8 protein-coding genes are annotated in these 16,181 nt (G+C 43.4%); 1 reads left to right on the forward strand and 7 read right to left on the reverse strand.

What is annotated here, in order from left to right:
• Positions 1-121: 121 nt before the first annotated feature.
• From bglX to EPX21_RS06735, 7 genes are all read right to left on the reverse strand, one after another.
• Positions 122-2,449 (reverse strand): beta-glucosidase BglX, encoded by a 2,328-nt coding sequence (gene bglX / locus EPX21_RS06705; RefSeq protein WP_166670701.1) that lies wholly within the window; start codon positions 2,447-2,449, stop codon positions 122-124.
• A gap of 61 nt (positions 2,450-2,510) precedes the next feature.
• On the reverse strand, positions 2,511-4,271 hold the full coding sequence (locus EPX21_RS06710) for a family 43 glycosylhydrolase (RefSeq protein WP_134088899.1): 1,761 nt from the start codon (positions 4,269-4,271) through the stop codon (positions 2,511-2,513).
• Positions 4,272-4,273: 2 nt separating this feature from the next.
• A complete protein-coding gene (locus tag EPX21_RS06715) occupies positions 4,274-5,641 on the reverse strand; it encodes a glucoamylase family protein (protein WP_134088900.1) in 1,368 nt (455 codons plus the stop codon).
• Between the two features lie 186 nt (positions 5,642-5,827).
• Positions 5,828-7,354, reverse strand: a complete 1,527-nt coding sequence (locus EPX21_RS06720) for a RagB/SusD family nutrient uptake outer membrane protein (protein WP_134088901.1) — start codon at positions 7,352-7,354, stop codon at positions 5,828-5,830.
• Between the two features lie 4 nt (positions 7,355-7,358).
• The gene (locus EPX21_RS06725) at positions 7,359-10,376 is read right to left on the reverse strand and encodes a TonB-dependent receptor (RefSeq protein WP_134088902.1); all 3,018 of its coding nucleotides are present in this window, start codon (positions 10,374-10,376) and stop codon (positions 7,359-7,361) included.
• Positions 10,377-10,748: 372 nt separating this feature from the next.
• The gene (locus EPX21_RS06730; RefSeq protein ID WP_134088903.1) at positions 10,749-13,682 is read right to left on the reverse strand and encodes a triple tyrosine motif-containing protein; all 2,934 of its coding nucleotides are present in this window, start codon (positions 13,680-13,682) and stop codon (positions 10,749-10,751) included.
• 10 nt (positions 13,683-13,692) lie between these two features.
• Positions 13,693-14,658, reverse strand: coding sequence for a rhodanese-related sulfurtransferase (locus tag EPX21_RS06735; protein ID WP_134088904.1), 966 nt, complete (start codon positions 14,656-14,658; stop codon positions 13,693-13,695).
• A 566-nt stretch (positions 14,659-15,224) separates the two neighbouring features.
• On the opposite strand from EPX21_RS06735, the gene EPX21_RS06740 reads away from it, so the two are divergent.
• Positions 15,225-16,073 (forward strand): UDP-2,3-diacylglucosamine diphosphatase, encoded by an 849-nt coding sequence (locus tag EPX21_RS06740; RefSeq protein WP_134088905.1) that lies wholly within the window; start codon positions 15,225-15,227, stop codon positions 16,071-16,073.
• Positions 16,074-16,181 lie beyond the last annotated feature (108 nt).

The raw sequence follows: 16,181 nt of genomic DNA on the forward strand, positions 1-16,181 counted from the left end.
CGGTCATTCTCTGTAATTTCGCCATCATGCTTGTCAGTTTGTAAATAATAAACTGTCAACCTATATCAGGACAAGACAAAGACACCTTACACCCTAAACCTCATACCTTATGCCTAAAAGATCACTGCAAGGTAAACTGAGCCTCTTTCACATCACGCGAATTGCCGCCCACAAAAACTTTGAAATCGCCTGGTTCTGCTACATATTGCAAGTCGGCATTATAAAACTTCAGATCTTCTGCAGAAAGATGGAAAACCACTTGTTTGCTCTCGCCCGCCTTTAGCTCAATTTTTTGAAACGCTTTAAGTTCTTTGACCGGACGGGTTATACTACCAACTAAATCCTGCGTGTACAGTTGCACCACTTCTTTGCCAGCCATTTTACCCGTATTGGTTAGCGTTACAGACACAGCAATGGAGTCTCCTTCGCTGAATGAGTTCTTACTTAGCATGATATCACCATAAGCGAACGAGGTATAACTTAAGCCATAGCCAAAGGGATAAAGTGGTTCGTTATCCACATCAAGATAGTTAGAACGGAATTTTTGAAACCATTTCCCTTCCGCAAGTGGTCGCCCTGTATTTTTGTGACTATAATAAAGAGGAATTTGTCCGACGTTTTTAGGGAAGGTTGCGGTAATTTTACCAGAAGGATTAACATCACCAAATAAGACATCGGTAATCGCTTTCGCCGCTTCTGTGCCGCCAAACCATGCATTCAGAATAGCAGGCACATGTTCCTCTTCCCAGGTAAGCGTTAGCGGTCGACCAGCAAAAAGTACTAATACCACCGGTTTTCCGGTTTTCAGTAATGCCGCAAGTAATCGTTGCTGCACCGCAGGGATATTCAGGTCGGTACGGCTTGAACTTTCACCGCTCATTTCGGAACTCTCCCCGAGAGCGGCTACTACCACGTCCGACTGCTCTGCCGTGGCTACGGCCTCTTGAATTAAAGCTTCTTCCGAACGATTGTCCCGCGGAATTTCCCGACCAAACATGGTGGCGCGCTCTTGGTAAGCAGCATCTTCCAATAGGTTTGACCCTAAACTGTGTAGAATTTTCACTTTCGATCCTACTAGCTCCTTCATGCCTTCCAACAAGGATTGCGTGTTCTGTAGATCGGCATTCACGCTCCAGGTTCCCGGCATATTACTTCCGGTATTCGCCAGCGGACCAATTAGCGCTACGGTTCCTGACTTTTTTAGTGGCAAGGTGTTATTTTCGTTCTTTAATAGCACGAAGGATTGTGCGGCCACTTCGCGGGCAAAATTTAAATGTTCTTTTGACAGAATTTCCTTCTTAGCGCGTTCCTCGCTACAATATTTATAGGGATTATCAAAAAGCCCTAATTTATATTTAGCCTCCAGCACATTTCTACAAGCGCGATCAATATCTGTCTCGCTGACTTTGCCTTCCTCTAAGGATTTCTTTAAAGTGGTTAAAAAGCCTTCCCCTACCATATCCATGTCGACACCCGCCTTGAGCGATAGAGCAGAAACTTGTTGCAGATCGCCCAAACCATGATCAATCAATTCATTGATAGCGGTGTAATCGGTAGCAACCATCCCTTTAAATCCCCATTGTTTCCGTAGCACGTCGGTTAACAACCAGTAGTTAGCGGTAGCCGGTACACCGTTGATATCATTGAAAGACGTCATGATGCTTCCCGCACCGGCATCCACCGCCGCCTTGTAAGGCGGTAGATATTCATTATACATCCGATGTAGGCTCATGTCTGTGGTGTTATAATCCCGCCCGGCCTCTGCCGCACCATATAAAGCAAAATGTTTTACACAGGCCATCAACGTATTATTCGCGGCTAAGTCGTTCCCTTGCAAGCCGCGTACCATGGCCGCGGCAATCTGCGATCCCAAATAAGTATCTTCACCGCTTCCCTCCGATATTCTTCCCCAACGGGGATCACGGGAAATATCGACCATGGGCGAATACGCCCAATTCAAACCATCGGCGCTAGCTTCCGTTGCAGCAACGCGTGCCGTTTTTTCTATTAACGCTAAATCCCAGGTCGCTGATAGCCCCAAAGGAATAGGGAACAGCGTTTTATACCCGTGGATCACATCCTGCCCAAAGATCAAAGGGATTTTTAGTCGACTTTGATTAACTGCAAGTTCCTGGGTCTTTCGTACCCGATCGGGCGTTGTTAAGCTAAACACGCCGCCCACCTGTCCGGCCTTGATTTTACTTTCAAGATCGGTACTCACCACCGATCCGGTAGTAGCTTCACCTCCAGTAGGCAAATTAAGCTGTCCTATTTTTTCGTCAATGGTCATTTTAGCCATCAGCTCATTAATAAAGGCATCCATTTTATCTTTCTCGGTTTGCTTAATCGTCAAGGTTGGCTTTCTGCTAACCTTCCTTTGCGCCTGTATTTTACATGGTGCTGCCATCAACAGGGCAGCTGCCAGGGTTGGTATTATTAGTTTGTTCATTTTCTTATTAGCTTTTGGCTATTAGGTTTTAGGTCTTCGTTAATACCTACGCCCTAAAAGCTTATTTCACTTCCTGTACCTGTATTCTTTCCGAAACTCCGTTTTCGTTAAAAGCTTCAATGGCAAAATAATAAGTTTGATCTGCAGTCAAACTTTTCATGTCAAGGGTATTATTATCATACACCATCCACGCATTGTATAGTTTGTCAGGAGCAGTTCCCCATAAAATGTTATATCCATGCGCTTCTTTTTGCCGATCCCAGGAGAGGGTGGCATCTCTTTTATCCGGATGCCTTTCCACTTGAAACCCTTTCACACGCTTCGGAGCTTTTCCTTCGCCTTTACCAAAAATACGCAGCCCGGAAATTGCCAAATGAGGAGTGGGGACGTGTACGTTCTTATAGCGAACGTATCGAATGCGTGCTGGCTCATTTAAAGAGACATATTCATTCGGCACATCCTGTTCGTTATTTCGCTTGTCTACTATCACATTCCAATGCTTTCCATCCAATGAGCCTTCTATTAGATATTGATGTTTGAGCCCTGGGATCCGTCCATACATATCAGATAGATAATCATGATAGTTGATTTGTATGGCATGTACTGTTGCTGGCTTTAAAAGGTCAATTTGCGCCCATTGCCTGTCATCATTTGCTGCTGCGAGCCAAAAGGTTTTGATGCTTTCATCAACCATATGCTGTGCATTTTGCCCGCCTGCAGTCGACGAAACCGTCACCGGTTTCTGATAAGAGAGCAACATCCAGCCCGTAAATTCGCCTTGTTTCGACGTTCCTGATGCGTAGTGAGGGTAGTCGCCGAACCTCGTATCCGTATACATCAAACCTTCTTGATCAAAATAGGTGGGGAACATGCAAATGCGCCGTTCCCAGCCCACATTTACCGAAACGGCCATCGATCCAAAATGCCAATATTGATTTCCTGCACCCACTACGGTGCTGCCATGTCCCGCTCCATTCGCAAAGCCACCGGGCTTATAGGCGACAGGGTTATTAGGTGCATAACGATAGGGGCCCAGCGGATGGTCACTGACATAAACGCCGTCGCCATATACGTTAAACTCGGTACCGGGAGCAGCGTACTGCATATAATATTTGTTACCGTGCTTGGTTAGCCATGGCCCTTCTATATATCCCCCGAGCACCGTATCCTGATGATTTTCACCGAAACGTTCCCACCCGTGCTTATCCGGATCTAGGTTAAATAATTCGTAGATTTTCTCTGAGGGGCGGAACCGTTTATGTCGATCCAATGTTTTAGCCCTGATTGGAAATTTATTGGAGGATCCCCAGAATATATAAGCCTGACCATCATCGTCTATAAAAAGATCCGGATCCTGTAAATCATTTAAGATCGCCGGAACAGCCTTCCAATCGCCTTTCTTTGGATTATCCGTATACAGGATACTCATCGAGCCCGATGGATCTCCAGTAACATAGAGCACCGAATCTTTATAATTATGTGCCGCCGGTGCGTTGGAACCCTGAAAATACCATTTTTCGGGTGTAATAAAATCCCAGTTTGTCAGGTCAGTCGAATGCCAGTATCCCATCGATCGGGTAACGAACATATAATACTCGCCGCGAAATTCAACAACGGCAGGGTCAGCGCCTGAGCGGTAGGAGATATCATCATGCGCATTATAGACCATATAGGTGTAATCCAAATTGAGCGGATTACAGTAGGTCTGCAGCTTTTGTGCATGTACTGAGAAGTTTAACCCAAAGATTAAAAGTCCAGCGGTTAACCTTCCAAGAATTTTCCAATAGGCCGATAGGTTCGCAACTGACAACTGATAACTCATTATTATAAAGAATGTTGACTACTTGAAAAACCCAATTTCTTTAATCCTTCTTTTACCTCAGACGCACTCATAAACAGATTCCAAAGCAATCCACTCCGTTCATTTTCGATCATGACTGGAATTGGTCCTTGATCAATTGCTAAATACCGTTGAGGAAACCAGTTATCCGTTTCACTATAAGCGTCATAAAACCCATATTTACCCCACACTTTACTGCCTAATTGATCATAAAGATAGCGGATGACCTGCATGCTATATTCCGGTGTATAAGGGTAAGAAGATAACGCAGCTGTCGGGCTGATTACGCCTAAGTCTTCTTTCGGACTATGACCGGCATAGCCGTTTACTGAGTAACTTGCCGTTAAGCCCCAAGCGTTAGGCCCGTAGCCTTTAAAATCTTTTGGATTTTCGATGCAGTATTGCCGTTGAATAAGCGTCTGATTTTTATTTAATTCCCAGTAATCGGCATATTCATCCTTTAATCCCCTTGGGTCTAAGCCGAGGTAGGAATAATGTGCCCAGAACATGGGACCAACAGTTCCTTCATGTCCATTGAAGCCTAAAATGATTTTATGCCCATATTGCTCTGCATCGGTTTTAATCTTTCCACTCTTTGCCCAACCCTCATGATAAACCGCAGCAGGTACGCCATGCGTTGGAGACGCAGCCGCCAATACATACATAATCAGGCATTCATTGTAGCCCGTCACCGGAAAATTCATTTCCCATTCATATTCGGGGCTCCAATGCCAATATAACACATTTTGATTTCCCTTGCGGTACCAGTTCCAATCGATCTCTTTCCACAATTGATCCGCTTTCGCGGCAACCGCTTGCTCCTGTTCATTGCCGTTCGCTAAATACTGTCGTACACATAAGAGGCTTTGCGCCATAAAGGCTGTTTCTACCAGATCGCCACCATTGTCTTTCTGACCAAAGGGCTTTACTTTACCGGTAGGCCCGTGCAACCAATGGGGCCATGCACCATGAAAACGATCTGCTTTTTCCAAATAATTAACAATCTGCTCTAGCCTTTGCACACCCTCTTGCCGGGAGATAAAACCTCGTTCAATGCCTACCAAAATATTCATGACACCAAAGCCGCCGCCGCCAATGGTTACCACGTCTTGATCATTTTCCGGATACACACCGTCCAGATGAATCCGTTCACGAGCCAAACCAGAGGTCTCTTCTGCGCCTTCCCAGAAATATTGAAAGGTCTGTTGTTGTACAAGCGTCAGTAAAGAGTCGTCGGAAAGGCTGTCTGCCTGCCCGTTCACCTGCCCATCGTCTTTATTGGACGGCGATTGAGAACAGGAAAAAAGTACTGCAAAAAATGATAGAAGTAATATGTAAAAGAAATTTTTCATCGAATATGCATTGTTCAACTACTTTTTAAATGGAAGCGCATGCGGCTTCCATCAATAGTTGATATAGAAATAAGTTAAAGAGCTGTCTAAAAAGTATCTCTTAGCGAATTGATATCTCCGGGCCTACCTCCAGGGCAACATCGCGTGGAGAAAACAACTCTTTAGACAGTCTCCAACGTGTTAGTGTTAGTATCCAGGGTTTTGGTGAAGCCTATTGTCGCTTGCAATAATTTCGTTTTGTGGAATCGGAAATAATTCATGTCTGCCGTCGACGAATTGTTTCCCGTGCGCTCTTAAAACAGTTCCAGCTTGACCTGTGCGAACCAAATCGAAGAAACGATCGAACTCCATCGCCAATTCCAGCCGCCTTTCATTCCAAATCAACGGACGAAGCGCTTCCTGTCCAGCTGCTTGGATATTTGGCACCGCATTCGGATTGTTACCTCTTGCTCTTGCCCTGATAGCATTTACAGAGGATACGGCGACTGCTGTATTTCCCAATTCATTGGCCGCTTCTGCACGGATAAGATATATTTCTCCCATACGAAGAATACGAATATTCACGTTCGAATAATCTGTGCTTCCACCATATGTTTCGTTCAAAATGCTTTGATAAGCTTTGTAATTGTATCGAGGATTGAATGCCGAATTCACTCTTACTCCATCAAACAATGTGTTTCCGACGCTAATAATAGTCGCATCACGCCGAACATCTCCGTCTTCATAGGCGTTATATAGATCTTGAGTCGGCGTATTAAAGCCCCATCCTTGGAAAACCTGTCCAGAAGGCACATTGAACGTTCCTTCTTTTATACCTTGAACCTGGCTGAACTGTTGTACGCTGCTGTTTTGCAAACCGCTGCTTTGGATCTCAAAGAGAGACTCCGATGAATTTTCTCCTACTTCTCTCCAAATGGTGGTATAATCGCTCACTAATGCATAGGCTCCAACCGCACCGTTGATAATACTATCCGCTAAGGAATACGCTCTGTCCCATTCTTTTCTATACAAAGAAACTTTCGCCAATAAGCCTGCTGCTGCTCCCATCGTAGCTCGTCCTAGGTCTTGAGCACCATATTCAGTATTCTTCGGTAAGTTTGCCAAGGCAAATTCCAAATCACTTTTTATAAACGCGTAAATAGAATCTGCCGGTAGCTGTGTATATGCCGTCTCGCGCTCTTCTACGTTTTCATAGTCAATTACCCGGTCAATTTTAGGAATATTACCAAACATCCTGACCAAATTGAAATAATAGTAGGCTCTTAAAAAGCGTACCTCTGCGGCATATCGGGTTTTTAAACTTTCCTCTATTGCAAATTGAGGCACATTTTCAAGCGCTTGATTGCAATAACTGACACCTAAGTAGTTACTGCTCCACATGCTATAGAAAGAAGGGGTGGAAGCACTGAAAGTAAAGTTGTCTAACTGATCTTTGTCAGTCCCATTATCTCCGGGCGAACTTCCTTTATCGGCATCATCAGAAGTGATACTGGTAACTCCAATCCAGGCAAAGGAACTTTGTTCCCAGGTCAAGAGATTGGTGTAAGCAGAATTAACAAATCGTTGCGCATTTTGTGGATTACTAAAAGTTGAGTCATCTCCCGAAACTTGATTTTCCGGTGCTGGATTCAACCAGTCTTTACTACAGGAGGAGGCAGCCACGCCCAATGAGAGCGTAGCGAAAACACCAATATAATGAATGAATTTCTTCATGATCTTAAAATGTCAAATTTAAACCAAACATATAAGTGGAATATATGGGATATACATCCAATTCAATTCCGGAATTAATCGCAGATCCTGCGTTTCGCCGGTCGGCATCGGAAATATTTCCAGATGTAGCTCCGCCGATTTCGGGAGTAAAGCCACTGTACGACTTAAACACGAAGGGATTTTGAGCTGTAGCAAATATCCGCAGTCTACTGTCTTTCAAGAATGCCCATTTTTGATCATCAAAAGTATAGCCCAATGTGATGTTGTTTACGCGCAGAAAATTTCCTGATTCGACATAATAAGTTGAAGGCCGAGGGATCGTATTTGATGCAGCTGGACTAACGGCGTTCTGATTTTGCGGCGTCCATCGGTTAGCGAAGACTTCCTGCTCCACCGCGTCATTTCCGAACCTCACGGCCCGTTTTCCATTAAAGATTTTGTTTCCGAGATTTCCATAAAGGTCAAACGCAAAATCCCACTTTTTATAATTAAATCCGGCATTAAATCCAAAATAGGCTTTGGGCTGATAAGACCCAGCAAAGATTCGATCGTTATCGTCTATAACGCCATCTTCGTTTAAATCGCGGTAAGTAAAATTACCTTGTTCATCGAAGCCCGTGGTTTCATAAACCCAAAAGCTTCCGACAGGCTGTCCTACTTGTGTTAACGTTGTAATCTGACCGTTTCCAAGGCTTCCACCCTGTAAACGCAAGTTACCGGCAACTTCATCTACGATATTTTTATTAAAGGTTACATTACCCCCAAATCGGTACGAAAAATCATCGTTAACCCGGTTATCCCAATTCAAAGCGACTTCAAATCCTCTGTTCCTCACCCTAGCAGCTTGCGAATACACGACCCTGTCTGCATCTCCAAAAAGGGAGGGGATTGTAACGGGAACATAGGCATCGGTCAATTTATTATAGTACCCGAAACTTCCTGACAGTTTTCCTTGAATAAGACCGAACTCTAATCCGGCGTCTACGCCCTTTGTTGTTTCCCATGAAGCTCCGGCATCTCTGATTTGGTTGTAGTTGACGCCTAAAACAGGATCGAAATTGGGAAATCCGAAGGGGTAATAACCTGTTTGTGAAACACCCAACAAGGCGGCTAAATTATTGCCTGAAATACTGATATCATTCCCTACCTTACCATATCCCACTCTTAACCTTAAATAATCAAATAAATCTTGGTCTTTCATAAAATCTTCTTCTCCAATGTTCCATGATCCACCAATGGAGTAGAACGTTCCCCATTTATTGTTCACCGGAAAAGAGCTAGAACCATCCCGACGTAAGGAACCGCTAATGTTGTATCGACTGTTATAGGTGTAAGTTAAACGGCCGAAAATCGACTGCCGTCGTACCAAATCGCCTCCATTGACGTTATTATTCGGGTCAATCGTGATAGTCGACACGTCTCCCTGACTGATATACCACAAATTACGCTGATTTGGGACATCGAGCACCCTTACATTTGATCTTGTTGCGCGATCTCTTTCAAAGGAGTACCCCAATGTGGCGTTAATCTCGTGTTTATCTTCGAAAATTTTCGTATACGAGGCCTGGTTATTCCAAATGTAGTAGAATCGGCTATTATCCAGCACATTTAAGCGTGAACGATTATTTTGTTGTGCGCTAAAAACAGTATATACCGGAGCATACTGAAGACCGTCTCCATTTGTTTTATCGAAGTTGAAGTCACTTCGTAAGGTCAGCCCTTCCACTGGCTTCAAGGATATAAAACCATTACCTTGTAGTCGTAGTGTATTGGTAAAGTCGTTGGTATAGTTAATCGTAGCTATTGAGTTCCCTACATTTAGGCCGGGTTGATATCCATAACTACCGTCCTCATTATAAATAGGCGCGGCAGGAGACATCCGATAAGCCGAGGCAAAAACGCTTGCGGGAATATTGTTCGATTTGCTATAGGTCACCGTGAGATTATGACCGACGGAGAGAATAGGCGCTATTTTATACTCATTATTTACTCTCGCATTGAACCGATCGTATTTGGATCCTTTAAGGATACCTTGGTCTCCAAAGTAACCGGCACTAAAGTAGTAATTCGTTTTCTCTGATGATCCGCTTACGCTAACGTCATAGTTATGCACCAGTCCTTGTCGGGTCACCGCATCCATCCAATCCGTTGTTTGACTGGGCAGATTATTCGGGTCGAACAATAATTCCGGCGTTTCTCCTTCATTGGTTCCATTAATAATCGCTTCATTCGTGTAAATCGCGTAATCCCGAGCTCCCGCCATGTCGACTTTACTCGTCATATTTCGAAAACCGGCATAGGCGTTTACATTGATCTGCATTTTACCGCTTTGTCCCGTTTTAGTCGTTACGAGGATCACCCCATTACCCGCTCTACTACCATAAATGGCTTGAGCGGAAGCATCTTTCAACACCTCAATGGAGGCGATGTCCGAATTATTGATATTGGTGATATCATCCGTAATTACACCGTCTACCACATAAATAGGATTTTGGTTGCCCGTAATTGAACCAACTCCTCTGATTCGGACTTGCGGCTGCGATCCTGGTTGTCCTGAAGCGTTGATTTGTACGCCTGATGCCTTGCCTTGCAATCCTTGAGCTGCGGTTAATACAGGTTGTTTGGTAATCTCTTCTGATTTTACTGAACTTACCGACCCAACAATTTGGCTTCGCCTCTGCGTTCCATAACCTACCACTACAACTTGATCGAGCTCCTGGTTCTCACTCGCTAAGGTTACATTAATAGTCGTTTGGTTATTTACCGCTATTTCTTGTCTTCTGTAACTGATGAAACTGAATACTAAGGTGGCATTCGAAGGGACAGTTATACTATAGTTTCCTTCGCCATCGGTCTGGGTTCCCTTCCCAGTACCTTTCATTAAAACACTCACGCCTGGAATCCCTGTTCCGTCGAGCGAATCTGTCACTTTACCTTGAATGGTTATCTGTTCTTGCGCAAAAGATATCGCCGAAAGAAACATAAACAAAACCATTAGGCAGTACGTAAATCTGTACCTCATAGCTTTTTCCGATTGGTTATTAATTGTCGTTTTAAATATAGTCTTGGCACCTACACCTCCCAAAGTGAGTATGCCCTTCTTTTGGTTAACAAAGCAAAGTTGTCCGATTGTTTTAAAATTCGGAAAAAAAAAGCCTCTACATCTATACATCAAATGGAAAATCACTTGCTCATCGCATATCGATAAAATCATAAATTACTGTTAAACAATTGCATGGCAATAGAAAACACCTCTCATCCTAAGGGGTGAGTGTGTACTTAATACACATAGCACTTGATGAGGGAATGATGTAGTGTTTTTTGATGTATGTAGGGCTGTAAGGCTATGGACGATACGCTTCTTCGTAATGAAGATAGCTCTATGTCGATAAAGCTAGATACCCATTAAAAATTCGGTAAGGTTTTGGTCGTGCTCAAGATTCAACTTTTTCCGCAACCTGTAGCGGCGTATTTCAACTCCACGCGTGCTGATGTTTAGTAGAGAGGCGATCTCTTTGCTGGACATATTCATACGCAAATAAGCACATAGCTTTAGGTCATTAGGCACTAATTCCGGATAGTTGGTTTTTAACTTTTTAAAGAAGTTTTCATGAGCCTCGTTGAAACTTTCTTCAAAAAGGTTCCAGTCGCGTTCGTCACTGCGGGCATCGTCTATTATCTTACTGATTCTTTTTAGTTGGTCGGTGGACAATTTTCGGCCATCAGCGTCTTTTAACTGCAGCAACTCATCGTGTACATTATTGAGTAGCTCATTCTTGTAAACAATATTCATAGCCGAATTTGCCAGCTCCCTATTTTTGCCTGCCAGCTCTTTCTCTAGCTGAGTGTTTTTTAACTTAAACAGTCGCTGTTCATTCTCCAACATTTCCTTTTGCAGTCGCTCTTCTTGTTCGTGCAACATTTGTTTCTGCGTTTCTTCCTGATGTTTTTTAAGCTTATACAGATAATAACGTCTCGCCCCATAAAGCAAAAGCAAAAACAGTATCGTATAAATTATCCAAGCGGCACCACTTTGGTACCAAGGAGCCGCTATCTCAAACGCTAACAGGCTTTCAGGACTTATCCTTCCGTTAATTTTCGCCCGCACCCTAAAAATGTATTGCCCCGGTGAGAGATTCGTAAACTCTTTTTGGGTTACGGCACTCCATGCGGACCAGTTTTTAGCGTTTCCATCTAATTGGTACTGAAACTGCACCGCGTTGATGGAGAAATGTGGTAAAGCGTAGGTGATGCGAATATTGTTTTGTTTGGCGGTTAAAATAACATCGTCCACCTTATAAAACGCTATCGGCCTCGCTGTGCTGTCGGCAATATCTTCTATCTTCCGTATAATCGGCGCATTTATTTCCGCCCGCTTGGTATCAGCTGTCCTTCTATATAAAGCAAAACCATCGTCTAAACTGATCAACGACAAATTTGGCGTCAATAGATTTACATTCTCATAGAAACTCAGCATTCGGTTGTTCAATACCGTAAAGCCTGTAGAGTCGATGTTTACCCGGCCCCCTTCTCCGAAACTTACTAAGGCGAGGTGTCCTTTACGAATAAACCAGTATTTACCGTCAGCTGCCGGCACTACTTTATTGGCGTTAGCAAAGGTCCCTAAGCGCTCGTTCAGCTGTGAATAGGCGTGAAAGCGGTCGGCGATCTCATCGTGCAGATAAAACCCCGAATCCGTTGCAAAAACCACTCGCCCGGCTAAATCAAACACATTGATATAAAGGCTTTGCGGAAGTCCATCCTCTTCGGTGTATTTTTTTTGCTGCTGAACGACGGTCTTGTCATTATTCAACTGCAATGCATAGAGCCCCTTATATCCACTCACCCAAAATCGTTGATTGCTTAGCTGCTGAAGATATTGGACCGGTTCGTTAAAGTTTCGTATTTTCTGATCGAACTCCCAGCCCTTGCCGCTCCTCTTAAATAGCGCCAAGCCCGTATAGGTTCCTTGTATAAGGCTATCAGCCTTGTCGCTCAACGTATGCAGCGAATAGCCACCTGTAACCGTTGATAACCATTGCAGTTTGTCGCCATTAACCCTGAATGTGCCATTATTATGTCCACAGAGTAAGTCATCGCCTATTGAATAGAGCTCCCAAACCTGTCCCTGCGAGCCTTCTACCAAGTGAAAATCAAAGCGATTATTGGTTGCGGGCCACTTACTGTAATAGAGTCCCTGATTTGTGCCTATATATAATCTGCCCTCGTAAATCTTTGAGGTATAAACCGTGCCCAATATCCCAGCGCGATCGTCAAAATAATAAATCGGTGAATTGATTTCGATACGATCGATTCCGTTATCCAGACCCGCCCATATGTTCTGAAAGGTATCTTTCTGTAGGCTTAAAACGGTATTATTTTGCAGCCCATTACTTTTATTAATATGCTGGATGAGTTTCCCGGTTTGATCAAGGATATATACGCCGTTTAAAATAGTACCGAAGACGTAACGGTTCCCCAGGACTTTAAGTCCATTATTGAGTTGATATTGGCGTAGCGCTTTATCGGCTTCATTATTCCATGGTTTGACGGATCCGTTTTCAAAGAGAAATAGACCGCTCTTTGCGGTACCTATCAATAAGCGCTGCGAATCAAAAGGGAGGATGGAGAGGACGATCGAATTACCGTAGCGCTCTTTATCCACAAGCTTGATTAACTTGCCTTCTTTAAATTCAAATAATCCCTTCGATATGATTTCAACAACATAGCGTTTGTTTACCTGATATAGAAAAAGAAATGGATCTTTTGTTTTCAGCACAGACAATTTCCCGTCCTGGTAGGTATAGATAGCCGAAAAGGATTGGAAAAGCACCTTTTCTTCATCCACATAAATCTTCCAGATTTCGTCGTGAAGCTTATCCGCCGCTTTTAGCTGATCGCTGAGCGAGTGGTAGACGAGCTGTCCAAATGAATCTCTTTCCCACACACCGAACTGGCCAAAGCCACCGGTATAAACTTTACCATCTTTTCCGGCCGCAACCGCTCGCACCAAAATCTTTCCGGGCATCGTGCTTTGGTTCCAGTGCTGCCCATCAAAAGATAAGAGGCCGTCACTGTTGGCAAAATACATCCGGCCGTCAGGGCCATAGCTTGCCGACCAATTTTGGTTTCCTGCTTGATAAGATGTCTTCGAATAATTTTGAACGAGCGGAGCTCCTGCAAAATGGGCATCGCCGGAGACAGGAGCTACGGAAGAAATCGGAACCTTAACCTTTGATCTATTTACCTGCCCAGTCGCCGAGTATGGCGCTGGGCTAAGAAATAAAAGAGCAAGTAGCTTTAAGGAAAAAGACCCGATACCGCGCATATAAGCTATATTAGGTCTTTGCCTCGAATTTTTTATGCTTTCTCTTGCTGAGGTTTACAGCCTGCGGAATTTTAACATAATATCCGGTGCCATCATATGGTCTTTTCCGAGGGTGTTCTTTACAGGCCTCCGAGCAGCATCCATCCATTTTCCAACCGCAATCGTCACACTGAGTGAAATGTTCATTACACTCAGGATTAGCGCAATTGATCATTTTTGCTGTCTGTTTACCGCAATTGTGACAAGTAGAGACGACGGTAGGGTTCACGGTGTTTACCTCAACAGCCACCCGATTGTCAAACACATAGCATTTTCCTTCGAAGTCTTTTCCTCCTGCCTCTTTGCCGTACTTGATAATGCCTCCGTGCAGCTGATAAACGTTTTCGAAGCCTTCGTGAAGCAACAATGCCGATGCCTTTTCACATTTAATGCCACCGGTGCAGTAGGTAAGAATTTTCTTATCCTTATATTTAGCCAGTTCATTAATCTTCTCCGGAAACTCCCTGAAATTTTCAATATCCAAGCGAATCGCATTTTTGAAGTGGCCGACTTTATGTTCATAGTCAGAACGTACGTCTAGTACAACTACGTCGTCTCGGTCTTTCATCTCCAAGAACTCGTTCGGATCTAAATGAATCCCTGTCTTCTTGGTTGGATCTATGATCTGCGGATTGCGTAGACCAGAATGCACAATCTCAGGTTTGTATCGACAATGCATTTTAATAAATGAAGGCTCTTCTACTTCATCTATTTTGAAGTCGGTTTTGGCAAAACGAGGATCGGCATGCACAGCATCCATATAGGCTTTACAGGACTCCGATGTACCAGACACCGTTCCGTTCAGTCCTTCATCGGCGACGATAATCCGCCCTACAAGCCCTAATGACTTGCAAAATGCTAAATGGTCTTCGGCAAATTTTTCTGCGTTCTCTATTGGGCTGTAACAGTAATACAGCAAGGTTTGATATGTTTTCATATGTCATTGATACCGCTGCAAACGGCGTTTAATGTTTTTTTTAAGCTGCAAAGATAAGAATTATTTACTTTCTTTATTAAAAAGGACTTATCTGGAAAAATCAACATGCAATACAATGTTTAGTTAAAAATCACTATCTTAGGCTATCATCTTAGCGGCTTCATTATAATCTGCGTGTGTAGTCAATTTCAAAATTTTCAATAACCTGTATAGCTATATCAGGATAAGACACCGATGGGGCGGATCCACATCAAGTCCACGTCAACTCCACATTAAATTCACCTCAAATCCATTTGTCATTTAGCGTAGGTATAGTGTACCTTCTATGTTCTTGTTCTTCCATTGTTTTGGAACAGTTCCAAGGTCATACGCCAATAGAAGGCCCGACCCTTCGGCTTTGCTCAGGGTGACGACTGCACGAGCGTCTGCTAGTGCTACTGCAACTGCAACTGGTACTGCTACTATTTTATCGCTCAACCGAACAGCCAATAACCAACAAACATAACACCTAATTAACAGCAAGTTAACAATACACATGTTACTTTGTGTACCAAGTTTATACTTTGATGTCAAAACGTCCAATAGAGCTGGTAGTTATCTCAGATGTTCATCTTGGGACCTACGGATGTCACGCTAAAGAGCTGCTCAGTTATCTCAAGAGCATAAAACCCGAAAAGATCATACTAAATGGGGATATTATCGATATCTGGCAATTCAGTAAGCGGTATTGGCCGGAAAGCCATATGAAAGTCGTTCGCAAACTACTTAAGTTTGTAGCAGAAGGGGTTCCCGTCTATTATTTAACAGGCAATCACGATGAAATGTTACGGAAGTTTGCCGACTTCAACCTGGGGTCACTACAGCTTAGTAACAAACTTATACTACCCCTATCAAAGGGCAATGCCTGGATATTTCATGGCGATATTTTTGACGTGACCATGCAACATTCCAAATGGCTCGCACGTCTTGGTGCTATTGGCTACGATTCACTTATTTTGCTCAACAGTTTTGTAAACTGGTGTTTGGTGAAAATGGGCAGAGGAAAAATGAGTTTTTCTAAGAAAATCAAAGCTAGCTTTAAGGATGCGGTTAAGTTTATCAACAACTTTGAAAAAACTTGTGCAGAACTGGCGATCGAAAAAGGATATCAATATGTAATCTGTGGCCATATCCACCAACCTGAAATACGACAGATCGAAACGGAAAACGGAAGGGTAACTTATTTAAATTCGGGCGACTGGGTAGAAAACCTTACGGCCTTGGAGTATAATAAAGGGATCTGGGATATCTATCGCTATAATAAAGACGAAATCGCCCTGATGGAAGCGGAAGACATCGATCCTTTCGAAAGTGAAGACCTAAATGAAAAGTTGAACGTAAACAAGTTATTGCAATTGTTAAAGGCTGAAGGTTAAGAAATCATAACTTGGGACATACCGCCAATTGCCTCTTGCTTTTTTTACGTTTTAATTTTTACTTTTCCCTTCTATTGCGCTAATATTGCACTCGTATATAGCTCAATA

This window comes from Olivibacter sp. XZL3, from assembly GCF_004368405.1.
GTDB lineage: Bacteria > Bacteroidota > Bacteroidia > Sphingobacteriales > Sphingobacteriaceae > Olivibacter.

Coding starts and splice junctions, on each gene's coding strand:
- EPX21_RS06725 (WP_134088902.1), bottom strand. CDS start 10,376: ATGAGGTACAGATTTACGTACTGCCTAATGGTTTTGTTTATGTTTCTT.
- EPX21_RS06710 (WP_134088899.1), bottom strand. CDS start 4,271: ATGAGTTATCAGTTGTCAGTTGCGAACCTATCGGCCTATTGGAAAATT.
- bglX (WP_166670701.1), bottom strand. CDS start 2,449: ATGAACAAACTAATAATACCAACCCTGGCAGCTGCCCTGTTGATGGCA.
- EPX21_RS06740 (WP_134088905.1), top strand. CDS start 15,225: ATGTCAAAACGTCCAATAGAGCTGGTAGTTATCTCAGATGTTCATCTT.
- EPX21_RS06735 (WP_134088904.1), bottom strand. CDS start 14,658: ATGAAAACATATCAAACCTTGCTGTATTACTGTTACAGCCCAATAGAG.
- EPX21_RS06730 (WP_134088903.1), bottom strand. CDS start 13,682: ATGCGCGGTATCGGGTCTTTTTCCTTAAAGCTACTTGCTCTTTTATTT.
- EPX21_RS06720 (WP_134088901.1), bottom strand. CDS start 7,354: ATGAAGAAATTCATTCATTATATTGGTGTTTTCGCTACGCTCTCATTG.
- EPX21_RS06715 (WP_134088900.1), bottom strand. CDS start 5,641: ATGAAAAATTTCTTTTACATATTACTTCTATCATTTTTTGCAGTACTT.